The organism is Bacillus sp. B.PNR1 (genome assembly GCF_030386235.1).
Taxonomy (GTDB): domain Bacteria; phylum Bacillota; class Bacilli; order Bacillales; family Bacillaceae; genus Bacillus; species Bacillus stercoris.
On the sequence record NZ_JANYMN010000002.1, the window covers coordinates 77,290 to 100,046 of the forward strand.

25 protein-coding genes are annotated in these 22,757 nt (G+C 40.4%); 16 read left to right on the top strand and 9 right to left on the bottom strand.

Annotated elements, in window-relative coordinates:
- The first annotated feature begins 153 nt into the window (after nucleotides 1-153).
- The 8 genes from NZD81_RS11735 (at nucleotide 154) to rocF (ending at nucleotide 7,540) form a co-directional block, all read left to right on the top strand.
- Nucleotides 154-438: an autorepressor SdpR family transcription factor gene (locus NZD81_RS11735; protein ID WP_015715052.1), complete on the top strand. Its 285-nt coding sequence runs from the start codon at nucleotides 154-156 to the stop codon at nucleotides 436-438.
- Complete coding sequence (locus tag NZD81_RS11740) at nucleotides 438-1,073, top strand: SdpI family protein (protein ID WP_014481470.1); 636 nt, start codon at nucleotides 438-440, stop codon at nucleotides 1,071-1,073. Before NZD81_RS11735 ends, NZD81_RS11740 begins: the two co-directional genes overlap by 1 nt.
- 255 nt (nucleotides 1,074-1,328) lie before the next feature.
- Nucleotides 1,329-1,811 (top strand): SdpA family antimicrobial peptide system protein, encoded by a 483-nt coding sequence (locus tag NZD81_RS11745; RefSeq protein ID WP_162105773.1) that lies wholly within the window; start codon nucleotides 1,329-1,331, stop codon nucleotides 1,809-1,811.
- Complete coding sequence (locus NZD81_RS11750; protein WP_040081179.1) at nucleotides 1,796-2,749, top strand: sporulation-delaying protein SdpB family protein; 954 nt, start codon at nucleotides 1,796-1,798, stop codon at nucleotides 2,747-2,749. The genes NZD81_RS11745 and NZD81_RS11750 overlap by 16 nt, the downstream gene beginning before the upstream one ends.
- Nucleotides 2,750-2,810: 61 nt before the next feature.
- Nucleotides 2,811-3,413: a sporulation delaying protein family toxin gene (locus NZD81_RS11755; protein WP_015715048.1), complete on the top strand. Its 603-nt coding sequence runs from the start codon at nucleotides 2,811-2,813 to the stop codon at nucleotides 3,411-3,413.
- A 331-nt stretch (nucleotides 3,414-3,744) separates the two neighbouring features.
- Complete coding sequence (gene rocD, locus NZD81_RS11760) at nucleotides 3,745-4,950, top strand: ornithine aminotransferase (protein ID WP_069838313.1); 1,206 nt, start codon at nucleotides 3,745-3,747, stop codon at nucleotides 4,948-4,950.
- A gap of 222 nt (nucleotides 4,951-5,172) precedes the next feature.
- Complete coding sequence (locus NZD81_RS11765; protein ID WP_014666081.1) at nucleotides 5,173-6,576, top strand: amino acid permease; 1,404 nt, start codon at nucleotides 5,173-5,175, stop codon at nucleotides 6,574-6,576.
- Nucleotides 6,577-6,649: 73 nt separating this feature from the next.
- Nucleotides 6,650-7,540, top strand: a complete 891-nt coding sequence (gene rocF, locus NZD81_RS11770; protein ID WP_003226959.1) for an arginase — start codon at nucleotides 6,650-6,652, stop codon at nucleotides 7,538-7,540.
- A gap of 237 nt (nucleotides 7,541-7,777) precedes the next feature.
- Here the strand turns inward: rocF and NZD81_RS11775 are convergent, their stop codons facing one another.
- Entirely contained in the window at nucleotides 7,778-7,894 is a 117-nt protein-coding gene (locus NZD81_RS11775; protein ID WP_289860562.1) for a Phr family secreted Rap phosphatase inhibitor, read from the bottom strand.
- Entirely contained in the window at nucleotides 7,895-8,992 is a 1,098-nt protein-coding gene (gene rapG, locus NZD81_RS11780) for a response regulator aspartate phosphatase RapG (RefSeq protein ID WP_172641098.1), read from the bottom strand.
- Between the two features lie 110 nt (nucleotides 8,993-9,102).
- Between rapG and NZD81_RS11785 the strand changes: the two genes are divergently transcribed.
- The 6 genes from NZD81_RS11785 to fdhA all read left to right on the top strand — a co-directional run bounded on the left by NZD81_RS11785 (nucleotide 9,103) and on the right by fdhA (nucleotide 13,455).
- Nucleotides 9,103-9,573 (top strand): GNAT family N-acetyltransferase, encoded by a 471-nt coding sequence (locus NZD81_RS11785; RefSeq protein ID WP_168781450.1) that lies wholly within the window; start codon nucleotides 9,103-9,105, stop codon nucleotides 9,571-9,573.
- Nucleotides 9,574-9,720: 147 nt separating this feature from the next.
- A complete protein-coding gene (locus NZD81_RS11790; RefSeq protein ID WP_289860563.1) occupies nucleotides 9,721-10,458 on the top strand; it encodes a YiiX/YebB-like N1pC/P60 family cysteine hydrolase in 738 nt (245 codons plus the stop codon).
- Between the two features lie 10 nt (nucleotides 10,459-10,468).
- On the top strand, nucleotides 10,469-11,632 hold the full coding sequence (locus tag NZD81_RS11795) for a hypothetical protein (protein ID WP_136654014.1): 1,164 nt from the start codon (nucleotides 10,469-10,471) through the stop codon (nucleotides 11,630-11,632).
- 14 nt (nucleotides 11,633-11,646) lie between these two features.
- Nucleotides 11,647-11,895: a DUF2651 family protein gene (locus tag NZD81_RS11800; RefSeq protein ID WP_289860564.1), complete on the top strand. Its 249-nt coding sequence runs from the start codon at nucleotides 11,647-11,649 to the stop codon at nucleotides 11,893-11,895.
- 100 nt (nucleotides 11,896-11,995) lie between these two features.
- A complete protein-coding gene (locus NZD81_RS11805) occupies nucleotides 11,996-12,166 on the top strand; it encodes a hypothetical protein (protein ID WP_103031325.1) in 171 nt (56 codons plus the stop codon).
- 62 nt (nucleotides 12,167-12,228) lie between these two features.
- Entirely contained in the window at nucleotides 12,229-13,455 is a 1,227-nt protein-coding gene (gene fdhA, locus NZD81_RS11810; RefSeq protein WP_289860565.1) for a formaldehyde dehydrogenase, glutathione-independent, read from the top strand.
- Nucleotides 13,456-13,488: 33 nt separating this feature from the next.
- Here fdhA and NZD81_RS11815 read toward each other — a convergent pair whose 3' ends face one another.
- Nucleotides 13,489-13,902, bottom strand: coding sequence for a hypothetical protein (locus tag NZD81_RS11815; RefSeq protein WP_289860566.1), 414 nt, complete (start codon nucleotides 13,900-13,902; stop codon nucleotides 13,489-13,491).
- A gap of 184 nt (nucleotides 13,903-14,086) precedes the next feature.
- Between NZD81_RS11815 and NZD81_RS11820 the strand changes: the two genes are divergently transcribed.
- Entirely contained in the window at nucleotides 14,087-14,257 is a 171-nt protein-coding gene (locus tag NZD81_RS11820; protein ID WP_003219122.1) for a CxxH/CxxC protein, read from the top strand.
- Nucleotides 14,258-14,337: 80 nt separating this feature from the next.
- On the top strand, nucleotides 14,338-14,817 hold the full coding sequence (rlmH, locus tag NZD81_RS11825; protein ID WP_014115824.1) for a 23S rRNA (pseudouridine(1915)-N(3))-methyltransferase RlmH: 480 nt from the start codon (nucleotides 14,338-14,340) through the stop codon (nucleotides 14,815-14,817).
- 106 nt (nucleotides 14,818-14,923) lie between these two features.
- Here rlmH and NZD81_RS11830 read toward each other — a convergent pair whose 3' ends face one another.
- The 6 genes from NZD81_RS11830 to NZD81_RS11855 all read right to left on the bottom strand — a co-directional run bounded on the left by NZD81_RS11830 (nucleotide 14,924) and on the right by NZD81_RS11855 (nucleotide 22,478).
- Nucleotides 14,924-16,834, bottom strand: a complete 1,911-nt coding sequence (locus tag NZD81_RS11830; RefSeq protein WP_100506029.1) for an AAA family ATPase — start codon at nucleotides 16,832-16,834, stop codon at nucleotides 14,924-14,926.
- Nucleotides 16,835-17,164: 330 nt separating this feature from the next.
- Nucleotides 17,165-18,712 (bottom strand): retron Ec67 family RNA-directed DNA polymerase/endonuclease, encoded by a 1,548-nt coding sequence (locus NZD81_RS11835; protein WP_289860571.1) that lies wholly within the window; start codon nucleotides 18,710-18,712, stop codon nucleotides 17,165-17,167.
- Complete coding sequence (locus NZD81_RS11840; protein WP_289860573.1) at nucleotides 18,634-18,915, bottom strand: RNA-dependent RNA polymerase family protein; 282 nt, start codon at nucleotides 18,913-18,915, stop codon at nucleotides 18,634-18,636. Before NZD81_RS11840 ends, NZD81_RS11835 begins: the two co-directional genes overlap by 79 nt.
- A gap of 692 nt (nucleotides 18,916-19,607) precedes the next feature.
- On the bottom strand, nucleotides 19,608-21,533 hold the full coding sequence (fbp, locus tag NZD81_RS11845) for a fructose-1,6-bisphosphatase (protein WP_289860575.1): 1,926 nt from the start codon (nucleotides 21,531-21,533) through the stop codon (nucleotides 19,608-19,610).
- Between the two features lie 203 nt (nucleotides 21,534-21,736).
- Entirely contained in the window at nucleotides 21,737-21,898 is a 162-nt protein-coding gene (locus tag NZD81_RS11850; protein ID WP_014666065.1) for a hypothetical protein, read from the bottom strand.
- Between the two features lie 40 nt (nucleotides 21,899-21,938).
- Nucleotides 21,939-22,478 (bottom strand): Pathogenicity island protein, encoded by a 540-nt coding sequence (locus NZD81_RS11855; RefSeq protein ID WP_350249255.1) that lies wholly within the window; start codon nucleotides 22,476-22,478, stop codon nucleotides 21,939-21,941.
- Nucleotides 22,479-22,757 lie beyond the last annotated feature (279 nt).

Here is a 22,757-nt window from a genome sequence, read left to right on the forward strand (position 1 = left end):
TTTGCACTTAGGATTTGTATTACAGTTAATTCTAATATCGTTTTATCGTAAAGGAAGGAAATACTGGTGTTGTATATTGACTGGAAAAATAAAATGTTTTATTATTTAGGTAAATATCTAAATCCTAATGTTTACCAAAGGGGGGAGAATTATTTGAATAAGGCTTTTAAAGCTCTGGCCGATCCTACAAGGAGAAGGATTTTGGATTTGTTAAAACAACAAGATTTAACAGCCGGGCAAATTGCTGACCAATTTGATATGTCAAAACCTAGTATTTCTCATCACTTAAATATTTTAAAGAACACTGATTTAGTACGAGACCAAAAAAAGGGACAATTTATTATTTATTCTTTAAATACGACTGTACTTCAAGATCTTATTGGCTGGTTTTTTTCCCTTACAGATACAGACCATGACAAGAAGGAAGGTGGAGAATGATGAAAAAATATTTCTTTGCACTAATTATGATAGCCTTAACAATTTTAGCTTGGGTTATAACATATTCACACTTACCTAATGAATTGGCAACACACTGGGGTATAAGTGGTGAAGCAGATGACTTTTCAAAGAAACCTACGGCCATAGCAACGTTGGTAGGTATAATGATAGTACAATATATTCTTATGGTGCTTATTCCTAAAATTGATCCCCGACGAAACTATCCGACCTTTACTCGTGCATACTTATCTATTTTTAATACCATGTTTCTCGTCTTATTTCTCATTAATTTGATTACAATATTGACGGGGCTGGGTATTAAACTTCCTATTCCATATTTAGGTTCATTTATTCTTGGAGCTATATTTATGGTTTTTGGTAATTTTATTCAGCAGGTTAGACCGAATTTTTTCTTGGGAATTAGAACTCCTTGGACATTAAGCAGTGAAAATGTATGGAGGCTTACACATAGATTGAGTTCAAGAATATTTGTTCTAGCCGGAATCATTATTGTTTTAACTGCATTTATTCCTGAGTCTTTTACCGAGCCGATTATTTTTATAGCGGCAATAGGTAGTATACTCTTATCCGTATTCGCATCTTATTTCATATATCAAAAAGAGCTAAATAAATAGCCGGGTTATGTTTCCTATTTAAAGAGGTTAGAGTCTTATTCTAACCTCTTTTTAACTGGGAAAAAATAACTAAATATTAAAAAACTCTTCATTTTTCATATAGCCTATGATAATATTCTTCTGTATTTTATGGGTTTATTTAGAAATAAATAGGATAAATTGTAATCGGGAGAGTGTTCATAATTGAACGATTTTAGTAGTGATAAAAGTAGAATAGGCCTCTTTTTTTTAACAATTTGTGCATGTCTAACGATCTTGCTTTTCTCAAGTATCATAGTTGCATTACCGAAAAATCCTCTCTCGACAACTGTTAGAGCAGAGTTTTTGGTGAAACAATTTATTCCACAGGGATGGGGGTTTTACAGTAGGGATCCAAGATCTGATCATCTTTATGCATACAGTATGAGTGGAGATACAGATATGCTTTCATGGCCAAATAACAAAATAAGAAATGTATTTGGACTTAATAGATATGGCAGAGCACAGGGCATAGAACTTGGATTACTTATTTCTAAACTACCAAGTTCATTAAAATGGAAAACATGCGATAAGGATGCAAAGAATTGTCTTGATGAGATGAAGGTACAAGTGGACATTGCAAACCCTACGCCTAATGCTTCACTTTGTGGTGATCTGGGAATCGTAAGCGGAAGTCTTGTTCCATGGGCATGGAGCCAATATAAGGTCGTTCCAACTTCTAAGGTTATGAGGGTGAATGTAAAATGTTCGAAACGTTAAACATTAAAATTTATAAGTGGGCAAATGATAACGTACCTTGGACCAATGTCTATGGTTTGGCAAGAAGTATTATGGCTTTATCTACAGCTTTAACACTTGCTTTAAATGATTCTAGCATTTTCTTTAGACCGGGTGCAGGACAAGAAACACCGTATTGTAATGGAACATATAGCATTTTTTGTACAGTGCCTAATAACCATATATACCTTAATTTAATACGATGGATTTGTGTCATCTTATTACTGGTTGTTGTGTCAGGCTGGAGGCCCAGATTGACTGGAATTATACATTGGTGGATATCTTATAGTTTACAAGTTTCCGCTATGACTATTGATGGGGGAGAGCAAGTGAGTGCAGTTTTTACGTTACTACTCCTGCCTATAACTTTGACCGATTCAAGAAAATGGCATTGGGAAAATATAAAGACTGGTACAGATCTAATCAACAAGAAAGATTTATATTTTCGCGTCATAGCACTTACAACTTTTGTATTTATTAGAATCCAAATTGCAATTTTATATTTTAATTCAGCTACGGCAAAATTAGCTGATCAAGATTGGTTAAATGGAACGGCTGTTTATTATTATGCTCAAGATCCAATGTTAGGTTTTCCGCCTTTATTACATACCTTATTTAATGACTTTTTGTCATCACCTTTAGTTGTAATTCCAACTTGGGGAACTTTAATTATTCAATTGTTATTATTTGCATTTTTATTTTCACCTAAATCATATCGAAAATATATGTTTATTATTGCAATACTTATGCATGAAATTTTTGCAGTAATGTTTGGTCTTATAAGTTTTTCAATGATTATGCTAGGTATTTTAATTCTCTATTTAAGGCCCTTAGAAAAACAATTTCATTTTTCATTAGGAAAACGGTTTTCCATTAGCCATTTATTTATGAAAAGGGGTGATGCAGGAAAGTCATTATAGATATTGTTTTTGTTGTCACTAGTCGTAGCCATAGGAATAAAAATCGGGAGGAGAAATGGATATGCGTTTAGCGGCTCAAGATTTAAAACTTAAATTGGTCTATTTAATGCTCATTGTGTTGGTTGTATCTATATTTTCTGGTGCAACACCTATTACTCAAGCAAAGAATCTACATAAATACTCAGGTGAAGAAATTTTTGCTGGAATTGTTTTTGGTCAAGGTGAAATCTCGAAAAAATTTCCTGAAATTTGGAACACCAACGATTATAATGTTAGAAATTCAGATAAATCTAAAGAACTTACTCAATTGTTAATAAGTGAAATGAAAAAAATCGATCCTCAATATTTTAACGATTTGAAAAAATCGGTTTATGAAAAGGATCTTAAATTAATTGATGAGGAATTCAGCAAGGGTGGAGATCTTTTAAAAGAAGCTGCTGAGAAGGTTAACATGGGCAGTTCTGAACATGCGGATTTAGTCTCAGGTAAATGTGTTGAAACTCTGGGTGCTGCTATTTTTGTTTTGGTACTAGCAGCAGGTGGCGCTGTAGACTATCTGTACGTTTACAATGCAACTAAATTTTGGGGAATAACTTCTAATGATAAAGAGTCTAAACTTGCGACAGAGATGTTTGTTAAGGATGTTGCAGATAAACTGAACTAAGAACTATAGGTAAAAGGCGTAATCATAATTTAGATTACGCCTTTTTATAGTGGAAATATTTCTTATAAATGTCATTCTTATTTTAATTTTTTAATTAAAAGGATCTTTTTATCTGGCTTGTGAATACCTTCTTTGTTGATATATTCATTTGAACTGCAAAATAATTTTGCCCTTACTGAAGTCTTTTTGCTCGAAATATCAGAATGTTTTTGCACCTTGTCCTCGAAAATTGTAGAAAACACACGAATTCTTGATTTGGCACAGAACTTGCATTTATATAAAGGGAAAGCAGGATAACATGTTGAAACAGAAAACAAGGGGGAATTCAAATATGCCAGCTTTATCTAAATCCAAAGAAATTATTGATCAGACGTCTCATTATGGAGCCAACAATTATCACCCGCTCCCGATTGTCATTTCTGAAGCGCTGGGTGCTTGGGTAAAGGACCCGGAAGGCAATGAATATATGGATATGCTGAGTGCTTACTCTGCGGTAAACCAGGGTCACAGACACCCGAAAATCATTCAGGCATTGAAGGATCAGGCTGATAAAATTACCCTCACATCACGCGCGTTTCACAACGATCAGCTTGGGCCGTTTTACGAAAAAACAGCTAAGCTGACAGGCAAAGAGATGATTCTGCCGATGAATACAGGAGCCGAAGCGGTTGAATCTGCGGTGAAAGCGGCGAGACGCTGGGCGTATGAAGTGAAAGGCGTAGCAGACAATCAAGCGGAAATTATCGCGTGTGTCGGGAACTTCCACGGCCGCACGATGCTGGCGGTATCTCTTTCTTCTGAAGAGGAATATAAACGAGGATTCGGCCCGATGCTTCCGGGGATCAAACTCATTCCTTACGGCGATGTGGAAGCGCTTCGACAGGCCATTACGCCGAATACAGCGGCATTCTTGTTTGAACCGATTCAAGGCGAAGCGGGCATTGTCATTCCGCCTGAAGGATTTTTACAGGAAGCGGCGGCGATTTGTAAGGAAGAGAATGTCTTGTTTATTGCGGATGAAATTCAAACGGGTCTCGGACGTACAGGCAAGACGTTTGCCTGTGACTGGGACGGCATTGTTCCGGATATGTATATCTTGGGCAAAGCGCTTGGCGGCGGTGTGTTCCCGATCTCATGCATTGCGGCGGACCGCGAGATCTTAGGCGTGTTTAACCCGGGATCACACGGCTCCACATTTGGCGGAAACCCGCTTGCATGTGCAGTGTCTATCGCTTCATTAGAAGTGCTGGAGGATGAAAAACTGGCGGATCGTTCTCTTGAGCTTGGCGAATACTTTAAAAGCGAGCTTGAGAGCATTGACAGCCCTGTCATTAAAGAAGTCCGCGGCAGAGGGCTGTTTATCGGCGTGGAATTGACGGAAGCGGCACGTCCGTATTGTGAGCGTTTGAAGGAAGAAGGGCTTTTATGCAAGGAAACGCATGATACTGTTATTCGTTTTGCACCGCCATTAATCATTTCCAAAAAGGATTTGGATTGGGCGATAGAGAAAATCAAGCACGTGCTGCAAAACGCATAAACCCGCACCATGAAGGGATATTCACTTCGTTTGTATAAATTTACAACAGAAAAATCAGCACTCCCTATTTGCTCAGCTACAGTATTTTAGTATAATGTATCTTTATGAGAAGAAGTGAATTTTATATTAAATAGATAGAGGCTCTTTGGACAGCAAACTGGGATAGCACCATGCAGATGTTCCAGCTTAGATCCAATACAAGTTGCTGAAGGGGTGCAGAATGTGAATACAAACCAAGATAACGGAAATCAGCTCCAGCGGACAATGAAATCACGCCATTTGTTCATGATTTCATTGGGCGGAGTGATCGGAACCGGTTTCTTCCTTGGAACCGGGTTTACCATTAACCAAGCGGGACCGCTCGGCGCGGTTCTGTCCTATTTAGTGGGCGGCTTTATCATGTTTTTGACCATGCTCTGCTTAGGAGAGCTGGCAGTCGCCTTTCCTGTATCGGGGTCCTTCCAGACCTACGCGACGAAATTTATCAGCCCGGCCTTCGGATTTGCGTTCGGCTGGCTGTACTGGCTCGGCTGGGCGGTTACATGCGCCATTGAATTCTTATCAGCGGGGCAGCTGATGCAACGCTGGTTTCCGCATATAGACGTGTGGATCTGGTGTCTGGTCTTTGCGGCTCTGATGTTTATTCTAAATGCGATCACCACAAAAGCCTTTGCGGAATCTGAATTCTGGTTCTCAGGCATTAAAATTTTGATTATCCTTTTATTTATTATTCTCGGCGGAGCTGCCATGTTTGGCCTGATTGATCTGAAGGGCGGAGAGCATGCGCCGTTTTTGACGCATTTTTATGAAGACGGGTTATTTCCGAACGGCATAAAGGCAATGCTGATTACGATGATTACCGTGAACTTTGCGTTCCAGGGAACTGAGCTGATCGGGGTTGCGGCCGGAGAAAGTGAAGACCCTGAAAAAACGATTCCGCGGTCGATCAAACAGACAGTATGGAGAACGCTTGTATTTTTTGTTCTTTCCATCGTTGTCATTGCCGGCATGATTCCGTGGAAACAGGCGGGAGTCGTGGAAAGTCCGTTTGTTGCCGTATTTGAGCAAATTGGAATCCCATATGCTGCTGATATCATGAACTTTGTTATTTTAATCGCGCTGTTATCTGTTGCGAATTCAGGTTTATACGCATCAACGCGTATCCTGTACGCGATGGCGAATGAAGGACAGGCCTTTAAAGCGCTCGGCAAAACAAATCAGCGCGGTGTACCGATGTATGCGTTAATCGTAACGATGGCTGTGGCTTGCCTATCACTTCTGACAAAGTTTGCGCAGGCTGAAACCGTATATATGGTGCTGTTATCATTGGCGGGGATGAGCGCGCAGGTCGGCTGGATTACGATCTCGCTTTCCCAAATCATGTTCAGACGCAAATATATCCGCGAAGGCGGCAAGACAGAAGATTTGAAATTCAAAACACCGCTGTATCCGGTGCTTCCGCTGATCGGCCTGACATTAAATACAGTCGTGCTTATCAGCCTTGCATTTGATCCGGAGCAGCGTATCGCGCTGTATTGCGGCGTACCGTTTATGATCATTTGCTACATCATTTATCATGTCGTCATTAAAAAACGCCAGCAGGCAAATCGTCAGCTAGAGCTTTAAAAACGTTGTCCGCAAGTCATCTTTGTTAGAACCCGCATAGGACATTATCTTAAATGTTGAGGTGGAATCACAGATGGATAAAACGATTTCGGTTATTGGAATGCCAATGGATTTAGGACAAGCACGACGCGGAGTGGATATGGGCCCGAGTGCCATCCGCTACGCTCATCTGATCGAGCGGCTGTCAGACATGGGGTATACGGTTGAAGATCTCGGTGACATTCCGATCAACCGCGAAAAAATCAAAAATGACGAGGAACTGAAAAACCTGAATTCCGTTTTGGCGGGAAATGAAAAACTCGCGCAAAAGGTCAACAAAGTCATCGAAGAGAAAAAATTCCCGCTTGTCCTGGGCGGTGACCACAGTATTGCGATCGGCACGCTGGCAGGCACAGCGAAGCATTACGATAATCTCGGCGTCATCTGGTATGACGCGCACGGCGACTTGAATACACTTGAAACTTCACCATCCGGCAATATTCACGGCATGCCGCTCGCGGTCAGCCTCGGCATTGGCCACGAGTCACTGGTTAACCTTGAAGGCTACGCGCCTAAAATCAAACCGGAAAACGTCGTTATCATTGGCGCCCGGTCACTTGATGAAGGGGAGCGCAAGTACATTAAGGAAAGCGGCATGAAGGTGTACACAATGCACGAAATCGACCGTCTTGGCATGACAAAGGTCATTGAAGAAACCCTTGATTATTTATCAGCATGTGATGGCGTCCATCTGAGCCTTGATCTGGACGGACTTGATCCGAACGACGCACCGGGTGTCGGAACCCCTGTCGTCGGAGGCATCAGCTACCGGGAGAGCCATTTGGCTATGGAAATGCTGTATGATGCAGGCATCATTACCTCAGCCGAATTCGTTGAGGTTAACCCGATCCTTGATCATAAAAACAAAACGGGCAAAACAGCAGTAGAGCTCGTAGAATCTCTGCTAGGGAAGAAGCTCCTGTAATAAGAAAACCCCCGTATCCCGCGGGGGTTTCAGCGTGTCGACAAACCCTCGCATTCGTTGTCAGGCCTGCGCTTCGGTGCTCACGAATTCCAAACATTCGCTGCGCTCCAATGCTCGTTCTTCCTAGACTTCAAGGGTTTTCAATCACGCTGAAAAGATGAAAGAATCCTAAAACTACAAACCGTTTTAGGATTCTTTCGTTAAATTGAACCCCCGTATCCCGCGGGGGTTTTTCATTTATCCAATCATTTTCTCAGCGACTTTCATCTCCTGTGAATGGGTTTGATGGTCCGCAATAAACCAGCCTGATAACATCACCGCTGCGATGCCTGCGCCAATCAAAAATTTTTTCATTTATATAACCTCCGTTCGTTTAATCAGTTCTTCAATTTGTAATGCTTCATAAAAAAAGTGGGCAGCTTCTTTGTAAAGCTCAAGTTCCCTATACCGTTCGCCAGCCAAAATGGAAAGTTCTCTTACACTGTCATACTCTTTCTCGGACAACAAGTCATCCATATGTTGTTTGCATAAGTAAAACGTTTCCGCATGACCCCCTTCTGCATAAATGGCATATAAAATGTCTATTTTTGCCTCACATATTCTATTCGGCTCAGCAGCCAATTTTTCCTTCACTTCTTGGTAATAAGATAAGGCCTGTTCTTTCTTTTTGATCTTAAACAGCTCTCGTATCAGCAAGTAGGCAGAGTGATAATAATAGGTGGAGCGGGCATACTCTTCGTTCTGCAAGGCCTCTTCTAATTTGGAGACTGCTTGTTCTGATTGGCCGCTTTGCGCATGGAGAAGGCCGAAGTTATGCAAAAGCTGGGCTTCAAAAAAATGATCCTCCAATTCTCTTGTGATCCGAATTGCTTCGTCCAAATATGTTTTAGCTTCTTCAAACTGCCCAATTTCGGTAAAATTGCCTGACATGGTAATCAGGGCTGAAGCCAGCTTCTTTTTATAATCAGTCTCTTCCCTGAACGTTTTGACCGCTTGCCGTGTATGATTGAGGGACACAATATTTTGTCCCAGCTTATAATAGAGCTTTCCGACCTTCAGGTGAAATTCGGCTTTCTCAATCGGATCGGGAATGTTGTTGAGATACTGCTCAGCATCTTTATACAGCCCAATGGCAATATCATAATTATTTTTATAGGCCTCATACATGCCTTCAAACAGAAAAAAGTAATATTTCAGCATGTCAGACGTAGCATTCATATGAGAAGGCTCCTCATGCTGAAAGCCCTGTCCTCTCGCCTCGTGAAGCAAAACCTTGTGGCGCAGTTCCAATAAGGAGAAGTAGGCAAGCACCTCCTGATCCTCTTCCATGTCATCCAATAAAGGCTTCACTTCTTCAAATAAACGGGAGGACTCTTCCACTTCATGTTTCTTGATAGCAAGGTACCAATCGTTGAGCATGCTAGCGATTTCTGCAGGTGCAATCTTATTCATGTGAAACTCCTTTCTCTAGTGACTTATCAATCTCAGTTGCTTATTCTGATAGTAACACCTCTTTCTATTTTATGTAAAATCCTCTAGTCAATATATGAAGGAGAGATGATATGACAATGATACTAACCCCGATGCAGACAGAAGAATTTCGGTCCTATCTCACGTACACAACAAAGCATTACGCGGAAGAAAAGGTAAAAGCGGGAGCATGGCTGCCTGAAGACGCACAGCTTTTGTCTAGGCAGACGTTTACTGATCTGCTTCCGAGAGGGCTGGAAACCCCCCATCACCATTTGTGGAGCCTCACGCTGAATGAAAAGGAAATCGTTGGCTGGCTCTGGATCCATGCTGAACCGGAGCATCCGCAGCAGGAAGCGTTTATTTACGATTTCGGGTTATATGAACCGTATCGGGGCAAGGGCTACGCAAAGCAAGCATTGGCGGCATTAGATAACACGGCCCGCAGCATGGGAATCCGGAAGCTGTCCCTTCACGTCTTTGCCCATAATCAGACGGCGCGAAAGCTATATGAGCGAACCGGATTTCAAGAAACAGACGTGGTGATGAGCAAAGAGCTTTAACGAAAAGGGTCTGGTAAAGGCCTTTTTTAGTCTTCTGTAAATAAATTCTAAAAATTCTGTAAAAGGTCTAGTTTCTTTCCATATATTCCTAATATAATAGAGGAGGGAAGTATATTTTCCTACATTTAAATGAAAAGAGGAGATGTAATGAGAATGAAGAAAAGGGTATCAATATTTATGGTAGCGCTTACAATATGCGGCGGCCTGTTTGTTTCTCCAGCGAAAGCCGTAAAGACCACAAACTATGCAGAAGAAATCGCCGCACTGCAGCCAGGCACGACACCGGAGGAAATCATGAAATCCGCCAGCCAGATTTCCAAACAGCAGCATGTAAAGCAAGACGTCATTCTGAAGCAGTTTTATAAGGAAATCACAGCTGACAAAGCAGAAGGTGACAGGCTCGCCAAGGAAAGCGGCATGTCTATCATGGGCGGCTCGTCCGGCACGAAAAAACTCCCGACAAGCGCGAAAGGCAACATTTATTACACGAACTCCTACACAGCCTACTATAATCATGGCCACGTCGGCATGTATTCCGCCGCTGACAAAATTGTTGAATCTGTCCCGGGTGACGGTGTCAGGCAGATCGCTTACAATGCCAGAGACGTGGAAGACAACTCCATTGTACAGACCGTCAGTGTTACCTCATCTCAAAAAACAGCTGCCGCTGACTGGGCGGTATCAAAAGTCGGCGATCCATACTCTTTTAACTTCGTCAATAACAGAAGCACCGGCCATGACGGCGCCAAAAACTGTTCAAAGCTCCTATGGTCCGCCTTTTTGCTGAAAGCCGGCATTGATATAGACAGCAACGGAGGTTTAGGGGTGTATCCGCGCGACATCACCAGTTCATCCTATACAGCAACCATTATGACCATCAGATAAGGAGAGGGATATGAAAAAGTGGATGATCACCATTGCCATGCTTGTTCTCGCAGGAATCGCACTATTTGTCTTCGTTTCCCCTCTCAAAAGCCATAAAGCCGTGAGTCAGCAGGATCTTAGAGATCCCGGTTTCCTGGATGACAAAGAAATCCTGCTGTATTTCTCATCCTCTGCGGATCAAGATGCATTTGGCGGCGGGAAAAGCTACGCCCTGTTTATCAGCCAGGACGGGTCGCTGTCTTCCTTTAAGATGAAGGGCCTTGAGCTGGGCTCAGCCAAGGTTCACGGCGACAGTGTGATGCTGGAGGATAAAAACACGATTTACACGATCAAAAACGGCCTGAGTTCTCATAAAAGAGCCTATCAGCACACCGGAGACAGCGCGGGCTTTCTGCAAAACACGGACGGTTTTTATACCTTATACAACTCCGGCTATGACAAAAAGAGAGACGGATACCGCTCAGAGCTGTACCGCCAAATGAACGGAGAGTGGAAAAAAGACGTCATCCCATCCTACATTCGGGCCTCCGGTTTTCATAACGGTTCGATTTTCGCACTCGTTCCGACAGCTGACGAAAAAGTCTATGAGCTCCTTCAGATTCAAGCGGATCAGAAGAAGCTCACCTACCACAAGATAACGGAATGGCAGTACAGGGAAGGAGCCTCAGTCGAATCCCAGCTTGCCGTGGACGACCAAGCTGTGTATGTCATGATTCGCGGCCAAAAGGCGCGCAATCTCTATCAAATGGTCAAGATCAACAAAAAAAGCGGCAAAGTAGAGCTGCACGACATCGCCGAATACAAAAACGACGAACAAACGATATACAGCTCCATGCCCTTTAGCTTCAAAAAAAGCTTCTTCTCTTATGACGGGAACCTGTACTTCATTGACGGCTTCGGAAAAGTGTATAAAATCGATGCCAAGACAGGAAAAACAAGCATCGCATTCACCCTTTCCCGAGACAAAATGAAAGCCGATTTCAAAGAAATCACCCAAAAAGGCAGCAGTCTCTACTTCTTCACATACACGTACAACAAGCCTGCCTACATTGAACAGTACAGTCTGAAAACCGGAAAGAAAATGAAGGAAAAAGAGATTGGGAAGGTAAAGGACGTTGTGACGCCGAAGAGTCATTTGAAGCTGTATGATGTTGAGGTGATGAAGGGGTTTTAGGGCAAGGAGGTTTTATGGGAGCTATCGCCGTTTTATTTATCGTTTTTGGTTTTCCGATCATTGCAGGTGTATTTGGTATAGCGGGTCATTTTTTATTTAAGAGATTTTGGGTGGCGCCGTTGATTGTCCTAATGGCAAGCATCATTTTGTTGTTTACATTAGCATCAGGCAACAGTTCATTTTTATTTTGGGTTGTGGTTTATACGGCAATTGCGTTAGTAACCAGTATTGTCACATTATTTCTCAGGAAATTTTTTAATTGATCTGTTTATGAAGAGACTGGTATAAAGTCTCTTTTTTTGCTGAACCAAGTGTGCAGAGATTTTGGGTATGGTATAGAAACGAATCTAAAGGAGTAATGACATGCGGACCAAACGGGTGATTCTTCTGGCAGTTATGATCAGCCTGGTTTCGGTCATTACTGTGTTCCTGTTAAATGGACGTAAAGTCGACTGGTTAGACATCTTCGGAACCATACTTGGCTGCTTTCTTGGCATCTTTATCGTTATAAGAATACAGAAAAAACAGTGTTGAGAAAGGGAAAGGGTCATGCCGAACCGAAGTCATGTTCTAGGACCGAGAGTCCAAACACATGAATGGGAGGAATGGCGTTGACTGGAAACAAAGCGGTTGTGTACAAAGGCAAAGGGACTGTAGCGGTGGAGGATATCGGTTATCCGGAGTTAATCCTAAGGGACGGGCCCGGCGTTCCGAAGGCGAATGTGAACCGAAAATGTGAGCATGGGGTCATTCTCAAAGTCATTACAACCAATATTTGCGGAAGCGACCAGCATATGGTCAGAGGCCGCACAACAGCGCCTGAAGGGTTGGTGCTCGGGCATGAAATCACTGGAGAAGTCATTGAAACGGGGCGTGATGTTGAATTTATCAAAAAAGGCGATATCGTATCCGTTCCTTTTAATATTGCCTGCGGGCGCTGTGTGATGTGCAAAACGCAGAAAACGCACGTGTGCCTGAATGTCAATCCTGACCGGCCGGGCTCGGCTTACGGCTACGTCGATATGGGCGGCTGGGTCGGCGGCCAGTCTGAATACGTCATGGTGCCGTACGCCGATTTTCAGCTCTTGGTATTCCCTGATAAAGAACAGGCACTAGAAAAGATTCTCGATTTGACCATGCTGTCCGACATTTTCCCGACCGGCTTCCATGGAGCCTATACAGCAGGCGTGCAAACAGGTTCAACCGTTTACATCGCGGGAGCGGGGCCTGTCGGCTTGGCAGCTGCACACTCCGCTCAGCTCCTAGGCGCCTCCGCCGTGATTGTCGGCGATCTGAATGAAGACAGACTGGAACAGGCGAGAAGCTTCGGCTGTGAAACGGTCAACGTGCAAAAACATGACCGCCTCGGCGAGCAAATTGAACAAATACTAGGTGAACCAACCGTTGATGCCGCAGTGGACTGTGTCGGCTTTGAAGCATCTGGACACGGCAATCAAGGAGAAGCACCAGCCGCCGTGCTGAACTCGATCATGGATGTCACCCAGGTCGGCGGAAGCCTTGGCATTCCAGGCTTATACGTGACCGAAGATCCCGGTGCAAAGGATGCGGACGCCAAAACAGGCTCACTAAAAATCCGCTTCGGACTCGGCTGGGCCAAGGCTCACACCTTCGTCACCGGACAAACGCCCGCCATGACATACAACCGCAATTTGATGAAAGCGATTCTGAGCGGCAAAGCGCAAATCGCAAAGGCCGTCAACGCCACCGTCATTTCTTTGGACGACGCGCCAAAAGGCTACAGCGACTTTGACAAAGGCGCAGCCAAAAAATTCGTCATCGATCCGCATGGAACATTGAAGTAAAAGAAAAAGCCGGACGTTCTCTGAACGCCGGCTTTATTGCTGATAATCCGTTTCTTCAAAGCGGTTTCCCGTTTCATCCTGTACGATGAAATCCCCTTCGATTTTGTCCAGTCCAATCAAAATATAAGGGTTTTTCTCATTTGCCTTAGGAGCAGGTCTTCGTTTCACAGTTACAATCGTTTCTTTAGGTGAGTATTTGACGTCCGACACTTCGAGTTTCTTATCTTTCTCGTAGCTTCCGAGAGACACAATAACCATCTTTCTCCCTTCTGAAATGGTGAAGACTTGATATCCTTTCACGTTATCATGCATTTGGAGAAAATTAGCGTATATTTCTAAGTCTGGACTGCCTTCACCGATTCGATCTTTCTCTAACACCCAATAAGACGGCTGACACCCAGCAAGCAACAACATGATCACAAAAAGCCAAACCCATCTAAAGCGCAAATGCAAACCTCCCCACACATCGGTTACATCCAAACTAACATACGAGCGAAATAGAGTCATCAACAGCTTGTTTGTCGAATTGTGGATAAAACTCAGCCCGAAGCACTACTAACATGTGAATAAATAGGTTATATTGAGAAGAGAACAATTGTAAAAATGGAAGAAAACATCGGAGGATTTGAACATGAAACAAGCGTATTATTCCTGTGAAGAACATATCGAAACGGTACTGGATATGTACATAGACGACCACGAGCTGCCGCCCGAAATCAGAAAAATCGAACATACTAACAGTTTATCCACAGCCTGTGAATTATGTGGAGACCCCGCAGTATATATAGTGGGGAACGAATGATCTTACACAAAATACAGAAAAGATATCCACAATTGTGGACAACATATATGAATAACTTGTTTTTAAAGTGGGGATGACCTGTGAATATCAATATTGTGACAATCGGAAAACTAAAAGAAAAATACCTCAAGCAAGGCATTGAAGAATACACCAAACGACTTTCGGCCTACGCAAAAATCGACATCATCGAACTCCCGGACGAAAAAGCGCCGGAAAACCTAAGCGACCAGGACATGAAAATCATAAAAGACAAAGAAGGCGACCGCATCCTAGCAAAAATCAGCCCCGACGCCCATGTCATCGCCCTCGCCATCGAAGGAAAAATGAAAACATCCGAAGAACTAGCCGATACAATAGATAAGCTGGCTACATATGGAAAAAGCAAAGTCACCTTCGTCATCGGCGGATCACTCGGATTGAGTGACGCGGTAATGAAGCGAGCGGATGAGAAGCTGTCATTCTCAAAAATGACGTTTCCTCATCAGTTGATGCGGCTTATTCTGGTGGAGCAGATTTATCGGGCTTTTCGGATTAATCGTGGGGAGCCTTATCATAAGTAAATAAAATTTTTGTTAGCTTTAGATATTAGCATCTGTAAAAGTCTATTATTAAATATGCCTTTAAAGAAAAAAGCTCTCTAAGTGAGGGCTTTTTTACATAAATATGTTATTCATTGTGTGCTTTTATAAAGTCATAAAGGACTTGACTTAATTTCTGTGCTTCTTCACTTAATTGATCATACGTAGTTATATGGTCAATAGCTTTTTTGCAGAAATCCAATTTATTTGTTATTGTTCCTGAATCTGCACCATAACTACCTTTTCTTTTCCTAGTTCCTTCTGGAAAAAGAGAATTTATAAAGTTACCTAAATGCTCGTTTTTGTATTCTTCTTGAGTAAAGTCTTTGATGGTTAGGTGTTCTAGTTTACTCTTTTCATATTCAGCAATAACTTTTCTAATTGTATCTGCTGAGAGTATATTCTCTATTTCTTTACATTCCAAACAATAATACCTTTCTCTTAGAACTTCTTTTAACCTTTCTTGCCGAGGACGCTTATCGTCACCGTCTTTGTCTGAAATCAGAAAAAGTGTGCTGCAGATTTTTTCAGCATTTATAGAAGCATGACCTTCATCAGCCTCTGTTTGATCATCATCAAGGAATGACCAATGAGTTATATTGCCACCGCTATATTCAATGAATGAATAGTGTATATCTTCTTTAAACTGTTTTAAATTAGAGTCAGATTCTAGAAATACTTTAAGAAAACGTCTTATATACAACCTGTCTGTAATACCTTCAACCCATATGGTACAGTTAGATAGAAGAACAGCGGAATTTCTAACTCCAAGTTCTTGTAAAACGCTCCTGTTCTCATTACTTACATTTTCTATAGAGAAATTTGGATCTAGCTCTTCAATAATGTCTCCAGAGTGTTCTGCTAATTCTTTTTTGAATTTATATACGGAAATCCTGCCCATATCCAGTGTCATATCCAAAAAATGATTTGAATGGGTTGTGAAGAAAAATTGGTGATGAGCAAATTTCTCACCCATTATAATCTCAATAAACTTTCTTTGCATACCTGGATGTAAATACAACTCAGGTTCCTCTATAAATAATAGCAAGTTTTCTCCTAAAAACTTAAATATCGGGAATGTTAGGATGATTAATGATTGAATGCCATCCCCTAATTCAAATATGTTTTTTTCCGTTTCTGTTCCTATTTTCACTTTTATTACATCTGAATGTCTAACGGGTGTAATTGTGACTGGCTGTCCGTTAAAGAAGCTTTCCGACAGGAATTCTTGAAATTTCATCATATTGTGCCTTTGTTGAACACTTCCTAATAACATATCTGTTATTTCATCATAGAGATTAAGTCCAGTATGTATTTCTAATGGTTCAGGTGCTTCTTTAAAGTAATCATTTTTCGTTCTTTCTTTATAAACATCTTTCCCAGTATCGATTGTATCCACATATCCTCTAAGGCCGCGTAAAGTCGGTATATAAACACGTTTAAAATTAATTTTATAACTTGTTCTACCAGAAGGGGTCACTTCATAAATTTTTGATTGATAATCACTTATCAATGCTTTTAAGTTAGTTATTATTTGATTTTTTGTATTATTTGTTGATCCTGCAATGTTTCTTGTTAAAGTGAGAGGTGATGAACTATTCAGTTTACTTATTTCATCAACTAGTCTATGAAATTGCTTAAATAAATCCTCATCTTCCTTTAACATTGGAATATTTTCTAAATCATTTATCTCATTAATTAATTGGCTTACAACAAGTTCACCGATGCCCACAAGATAATTTTCTATTGTTATAGAGCTAATTATTTCATCCATGAATTCTCTTAGTATATTGTAATATTCCTCAACGTCTACTATTTCTTCTGGAGGCATAAAAGAAAAACTTTTATCGGTTGCAAATATCCCTCTAAGGAATCTACTTTTACCAGAATTATTAGATCCTACAAAGATATTGACTTTAGATAGGTTTCTAATGGCATGCAAGTTATAGTCGGGTTGCAAGTTACTATTAACACTTAGTATTTTCATGTGATGTCCCAAATCAGTCACTCATTTCCTGAAATTTATCGATAATGTAAGTTTTGAGTACACTCTAGACTTAAGTAAGCTTAGGAAGTATGTTAATTCCAAATATCCCTTAATATCAATTCTACTTTTATGCCTATATTAGGGTCTAATGGGTGATATTTTGCATCTGAAACACAATCTTTTTGAGATTGTTTCCAATAATAAAAGCATGTTTTGAAATTATATCAAAACATGCTATAAAAAATTTACGTCTACTTAAACAAAGCATCCTATTGTTTAAGTGGATAATGATCTCTGCCCTATTAGGGACAAAAAAATGCTCGTAAGATAAGTAAAGCTCATTTATATGATGCTTAAAGGCACTTTGTTCGCATTACTCTCGTCTATTTTTTTTCCTTCAGTATCATGTTCTGTATCTAAAAGCCGATGCGTGTATATGTCTATAATATCGCTTATGTTATTTAAAACAGATTTAAAATTTTTAAAGTTAATATTGGAATAGTTATCCGAAATATACCTTGAGAAAATTTCTTTGCCATAGTATTTCGAGACATCATACTTATCCTTTTTAATAAATTCTCTTCCATCAATTTTATGCAATAGGGCGTCGTCTTTAAATAAGTCTTCTATATCACATTCAGCCTTCCCATCTATTAAAGGTACAGTTAAAAGGAATAGGTTGTCAATAAGGTTGACCATGTATTTATCCTCTAAAATCACCTTTTTTCCATCATCGAGACCTACATGTTTTAGAAATTTACCTATAGGTTTATTCTTTCCACTCTCAATCTCATTATCGAACATTAATATTATGGGATTTATTGGTGAATTATTACTTATCTGTTTAAAGTAACTCAGATAATTAGGGGCGGGTTTCTTTGAATCAAAGTAATTATATATATTATTTAGTGCACTGCCCCCATCCTGGTTAATTCCCAAAAAGTATTTTAATCTCTTTGTTTTATTTAGAAAAGAAACTTTAAACTCAAATGTTCCATCGTCTTTTTTAGTAATCAAATTTGGATATTCTTTATAGAGACTTTTTAAAGCTGATTTTAAATATGCAATATCCGTTTTACCTTCCGTCACAATTAGTGGCTTGGGATGCGCAAAAAAGTATTTATAAAATAGGAACTTTTGATATTGAAGTTCTCTGGAGTGCAAATAATTAAAATTGGAATATTCTCCATCTATTTTGTTATTATACCAAATGAGTTGATTTATAAAGGTAAATCTTCCTTCTAATTGATTAAGGGTAGCGGGTTTACCATTAATCTCGAACTTTCCATATTTATAGAGTTGATGAGCCATTGCCCTAGTCTCTTTGTAATAAACTCTATTTACGTTTATTTTCTTATTAACAACAAGTCCAGTAACCACCTGTCTTGAATCCCTAAATTGCAACCTTTTCTTTTTTTCATTTATTTTAAATCCAGCCCGTTTTATTTCTTTAGATATTTCTTCATAGAATTCCGATTGTAGATCTAAAAATTTTTTATCATTGGTCGAAAATGTTAAGTCATCTGCATAACGTGTATAATCCAACTTATATTTTTTTGCAATTTTCATTATTTTATGGTCGAGTATTTTACTAATTAAGTTTGAGATGATTGGAGAACTTGGAGATCCTTGAGGTAATTTTCCTTCATAACATGATATTTGTGCTATAACTGTGGCTACTTCAATAGGTAGTAAGAAATCATTATTCTTAGCAAAAAAACCTCTGACACGGCCAAAATGAAAACTCTCAAAGTAGTTTTCTAAATCAATATTCAAAACTAACCTTTTATTACGATGAATTTTTGCGTTTGTTATAATACTCTTGTCTTTTTCAAATGCATGAGAGATATTATTTTTTTTCCCCCGCTTCTCTTTTTTATGCTTATACAAAGCTTCTGCAAGTTTTTTTGAATGTCTTTAAGTTCTTCTATTGGAGCCTTAATTTTACGACTGCCCCCATTTTTCTTACGTATTTCAAACGAAGTATATAAATTATTAACATCTTTAAAATACAATAAGTAACTAAGTTGTTTTCTGGGAATTTTCAGAAAATCTGCAAGGCCATTTCGTGTTTTTATATCATTAAATTCCATCATATAAACTCCCTCATAAATAAACGTGTGGCTACTCATTAGGCGGTGAAAATTGTAAACATCGGCAAATATACCATCATGTTAAGAATGAGATTCGGAGAAGCGAATGTCCCCTCCATTTTTGTCAACACTTGCGAAACACAAGCGAAAAAATCTAGCCACACGCTTATAGAATTATACACCATTTTTTAGAAAAATTAAACAAGTTATAATATGAATCTTACTTCCTTGGTATATTAAAGGAGTTAGCTATGCAAGCAGATACTTTTGCAGCAAATCTTAATAGAAGAAATGAACAGATTAGAACCTTACAATGCGACAATCATTCCAATAACTTTACATCAGGATCAGTTGGATAAGTGTTGGTTTAAGAATTCGTAAGTTTTTCACCGGTTTTCACCTAACCGTAACGTGAAAAAAAGTTATTATTAAGGTGGTATTTTATTATCCGGAACGGGTAATAGCTGTGAACAACCACCAGTCCAGTTTCATGATATAGCTGTTTATAAATAAAAGTTCTTGGATATGTTGACTTCTGTAAATGAAATTCAATTTTATTAAACCATTCTTGAACGCCTTATGTTTGCTCAATCATAATTTTATTAATAAAAACCAGACATGTTAGCAATTTTCTGTGCTAAATGAGAGATCGAAAAAAAAGCCCCGAAAATCACCTCTGAACCCGACATCCCTCACTTCATATACCGATACTCCCGCAAACTCTCCAAAATCGCAACTTCCTGCAACAATTCCTCACCCACATTCGTTTCCTTCACTTTCTTCCGCTCAAGCTCTTTGTCCACTAATCGTTTCACCGTTAAGACGTCGGTTCCGGTGCTTAGGACTTCTGCCTTGGAGTTGAAGTGTTTATGGGCGACGAGCTGCATGCCGTAGGAGTTGTATAGCAGCGTGTAGCCGGCGATGCCTGTTGTGGATTGGTAGGCTTTGGAGAAGCCGCCGTCGATGACGATCATTTTTCCGTTTGCTTTGATTGGGTCTTCTCCTTCGATTTCTTTTACAGGTGTATGGCCGTTGATGATATGGCCATGATCTGGATTGAGGCCGAATTCTGCCAGGATGTTTCGGCAGGTTGCTTCGTCCTCACGTAAATAGTAATACGGGTTTTTCTTCTCTTTATGCGTTTCCTTCTCTTTAATGAAATACCGCTCAAATGTTGTCATGGCGCGTTTTCCGAAGAGGGAGGAATACTCGCCTGTCCATAAATACCAGGCCATATCAGTCGCCAGGTCATCGGTTTCTTCCGGGTGGGCAAACGCTTCCCTTAAGAATCGTTCAAATACATCGAGCAGCTCACGGCCCGCATACGGTTTATCCTCAATCATCATCGTTTCCATATTGCCGTTTTCATCGACAGGAATACAGCCGTGAATTAACAGGTTGCCGTTATATTTTAAATATAGGCTGCCTTTTTTCATCATAAAATTCATATGGCGGCCAAGCTTTTCGGAATGCTGGACAGAGAATAGCAGCTTGTCTATGACTTCTGCTTCTTCTTCTAATAGCTGGTCTGGCTGTTCCGGATTAATTGTCGCAAAGCAGGTGTTTTCCAGTTGATATGTTTTTCCGTTTAGCGTGATTTCGTTTTTGTCGTAATCTATTTTCTCTAATAACAGCCGCTCTTCCATATTAAAGTTTGGCCGTCTCTTGATAATCGGGCTCTCAAGCTTGAATTGGATCATCGCAATCGCTTGATGGATTTTTGTGATTTGCTTAATCTCATCCTCTGGCCTGTTGTCGTCTGCTTTTGGCCGGAACGCTGGGTTATCATCATAATATTTTTCGGCCAGGTTCAGCAGCGGTCTCAGGTTGATGCCGTACACATCTTCAATAATATCCAGGTTGTCGTAGCGAGCACAGATGCGGATAATATTAGCCAGGCACACTTTGGAACCGGCATAGGCGCCGATCCAAAGGACATCGTGATTTCCCCACTGAATATCGACAGAATGATAGTTGATCAGTTCTTCCATAATCCTATCCGGCTGCGGTCCGCGGTCGTAAATATCGCCGACAACATGCAGATGGTCGACCACCAGCCGCTGAACGCTGTAAGCAAGGCCGGTGATCAGCTTATCGGCTTGGCCAAGCTCAATGATCTGCTCAATGATTTCGGAGTAATATTGCTCCTTGTTGCCAGCTTGTTCTGTTTTGTATAGCAGTTCCTCCGTAATATAAGCAAATTGGGCAGGCAGTGCTTTGCGCAATTTGGAGCGGGTATACTTGGAGGAGCAATATGAAACGAGCTTAATCATTCGATTAATCGTTTCTTTATACCACTCGTTTAATGCCGCTTTCGCATCAAAGTCGTGTTTGATTAACTTCAGTTTGTCTTCCGGATAATAGACCAATGCCGCTAATTCATCGATTTCTCTATCGTAAATGACACCGCTGAAGATGTCGCGTATCTTCTCTTTGACTCGTCCTGAACCATTGCGCAGCACGTGCTGGAATGCCTGATACTCCCCGTGCAAATCACTGACAAAATGCTCAGTGCCTTTTGGCAGGTTCAATATCGCTTTCAAATTAATGATTTCTGTTACGACTTTTTCTTCACAATCGTATTTTTGCGCGAGTAGATCTAGGTACTTGCTTTCCAAAATCGTCCATCCCCTTTTTAGAATAAACCCCTATATATGATCATGTGCATGATAAGGTGAATTTAAAAGTATGACATTGGTTTTCATTATTGGACCTTTATATGATAGTACCGCATAACTGCTTTTAGAGACAATTGAAACGAGTGGATAAAGTGAAACACAAAAAAACCAGATGTCAAATCTGGTTTCCTGTTCAAAGCAAACTATTGTTGTTTTTCTTTCAACATCTTTATAAAGAGGAAAAAGACAATGAATACGATAAAGTAGTTCATTGGATTCTTAACGATGCTCATCTCCAGGGAAATCTGTAAGAGTATCCAGAGCGCAAAGATGGCTAGTATTGCAGGAATGATGATTTTGTACATGCCGACCACCTTCCATAGTTAATGAAAGAAGAGTTCTATATTAGAAGCAAGATGCAGCAGCCCCTGTCATCGCACCGCCAACCGCGCCGGTAATCGCACCAACAGCGCCAGCCCCTACAGTTCCAATACCGGGGATTGTGACTGTTCCTACGGCAGCTCCTGCAAGACCTAGTGTACCTCCACCTGTTATCGCACCGCCGCCAGTACCTAGAATACATTTTCCAACGGATTGAGTGCTGATTGTACCGCTAGTTTGTCTAGAGTCTTGGTTTACAACTTTGATCAAAACGCCATGATCAATTTTTTCGTATTGAAGTGTAACAGGATCACCATTTTTGTCAGTTGAGCTTTTAGGGAGAACTTGTTCTTCGCCTGTTACATGATCTTTTAATATTGCATTTCCATCAGCAAGCTGAACATCTGCATGATCGAACGTCATCTTCAGCTCACTATCATTGAGGTTTTCAATATTGTATGTAGCTTGGGATTCTGTAGCATTCGCTGCTATAGGTAAAACCGGGAGGGATAAGGCACCTACTAGGAATACCAAGACCGCCAATTTTACTGTGGTTAGCTTCATTATCCTTCTCCTTTGGTTGCCATACTAACAGAGATATTTTGCCTGTTAAACCCTTATATATAAATTACTGAATTTCATTACATTGAATCACCAAAATATTCATTTTTCATCTAAAAATCTTAGACGTTGGTAGGTCTTTTTGTTTTCAATATTTAAGGGTTAAACAAATAATTTCTTAGTTTATAAGGTGAAAAAATCGAATTTGCATAAATGGGTAATACGTTGACGATAAAATCTCTTCAATATATAATTTGGAAATAAAATATAGGAGGATAGTAT

Excerpts from the sequence above, each read along its gene's own strand:
- NZD81_RS11755 (WP_015715048.1), top strand. The coding sequence starts at position 2,811 with ATGCGTTTAGCGGCTCAAGATTTAAAACTTAAATTGGTCTATTTAATG.
- NZD81_RS11840 (WP_289860573.1), bottom strand. The coding sequence starts at position 18,915 with ATGGAATTTAATGATATAAAAACACGAAATGGCCTTGCAGATTTTCTG.
- NZD81_RS11790 (WP_289860563.1), top strand. The coding sequence starts at position 9,721 with ATGAGAATGAAGAAAAGGGTATCAATATTTATGGTAGCGCTTACAATA.
- NZD81_RS11740 (WP_014481470.1), top strand. The coding sequence starts at position 438 with ATGAAAAAATATTTCTTTGCACTAATTATGATAGCCTTAACAATTTTA.
- NZD81_RS11785 (WP_168781450.1), top strand. The coding sequence starts at position 9,103 with ATGACAATGATACTAACCCCGATGCAGACAGAAGAATTTCGGTCCTAT.
- rocF (WP_003226959.1), top strand. The coding sequence starts at position 6,650 with ATGGATAAAACGATTTCGGTTATTGGAATGCCAATGGATTTAGGACAA.
- rocD (WP_069838313.1), top strand. The coding sequence starts at position 3,745 with ATGCCAGCTTTATCTAAATCCAAAGAAATTATTGATCAGACGTCTCAT.
- fdhA (WP_289860565.1), top strand. The coding sequence starts at position 12,229 with ATGGGAGGAATGGCGTTGACTGGAAACAAAGCGGTTGTGTACAAAGGC.
- NZD81_RS11800 (WP_289860564.1), top strand. The coding sequence starts at position 11,647 with ATGGGAGCTATCGCCGTTTTATTTATCGTTTTTGGTTTTCCGATCATT.
- NZD81_RS11805 (WP_103031325.1), top strand. The coding sequence starts at position 11,996 with ATGCGGACCAAACGGGTGATTCTTCTGGCAGTTATGATCAGCCTGGTT.
- rapG (WP_172641098.1), bottom strand. The coding sequence starts at position 8,992 with ATGAATAAGATTGCACCTGCAGAAATCGCTAGCATGCTCAACGATTGG.
- NZD81_RS11775 (WP_289860562.1), bottom strand. The coding sequence starts at position 7,894 with ATGAAAAAATTTTTGATTGGCGCAGGCATCGCAGCGGTGATGTTATCA.
- NZD81_RS11855 (WP_350249255.1), bottom strand. The coding sequence starts at position 22,478 with ATGAAGCTAACCACAGTAAAATTGGCGGTCTTGGTATTCCTAGTAGGT.
- NZD81_RS11820 (WP_003219122.1), top strand. The coding sequence starts at position 14,087 with ATGAAACAAGCGTATTATTCCTGTGAAGAACATATCGAAACGGTACTG.
- NZD81_RS11850 (WP_014666065.1), bottom strand. The coding sequence starts at position 21,898 with ATGTACAAAATCATCATTCCTGCAATACTAGCCATCTTTGCGCTCTGG.
- NZD81_RS11795 (WP_136654014.1), top strand. The coding sequence starts at position 10,469 with ATGAAAAAGTGGATGATCACCATTGCCATGCTTGTTCTCGCAGGAATC.
- NZD81_RS11750 (WP_040081179.1), top strand. The coding sequence starts at position 1,796 with ATGTTCGAAACGTTAAACATTAAAATTTATAAGTGGGCAAATGATAAC.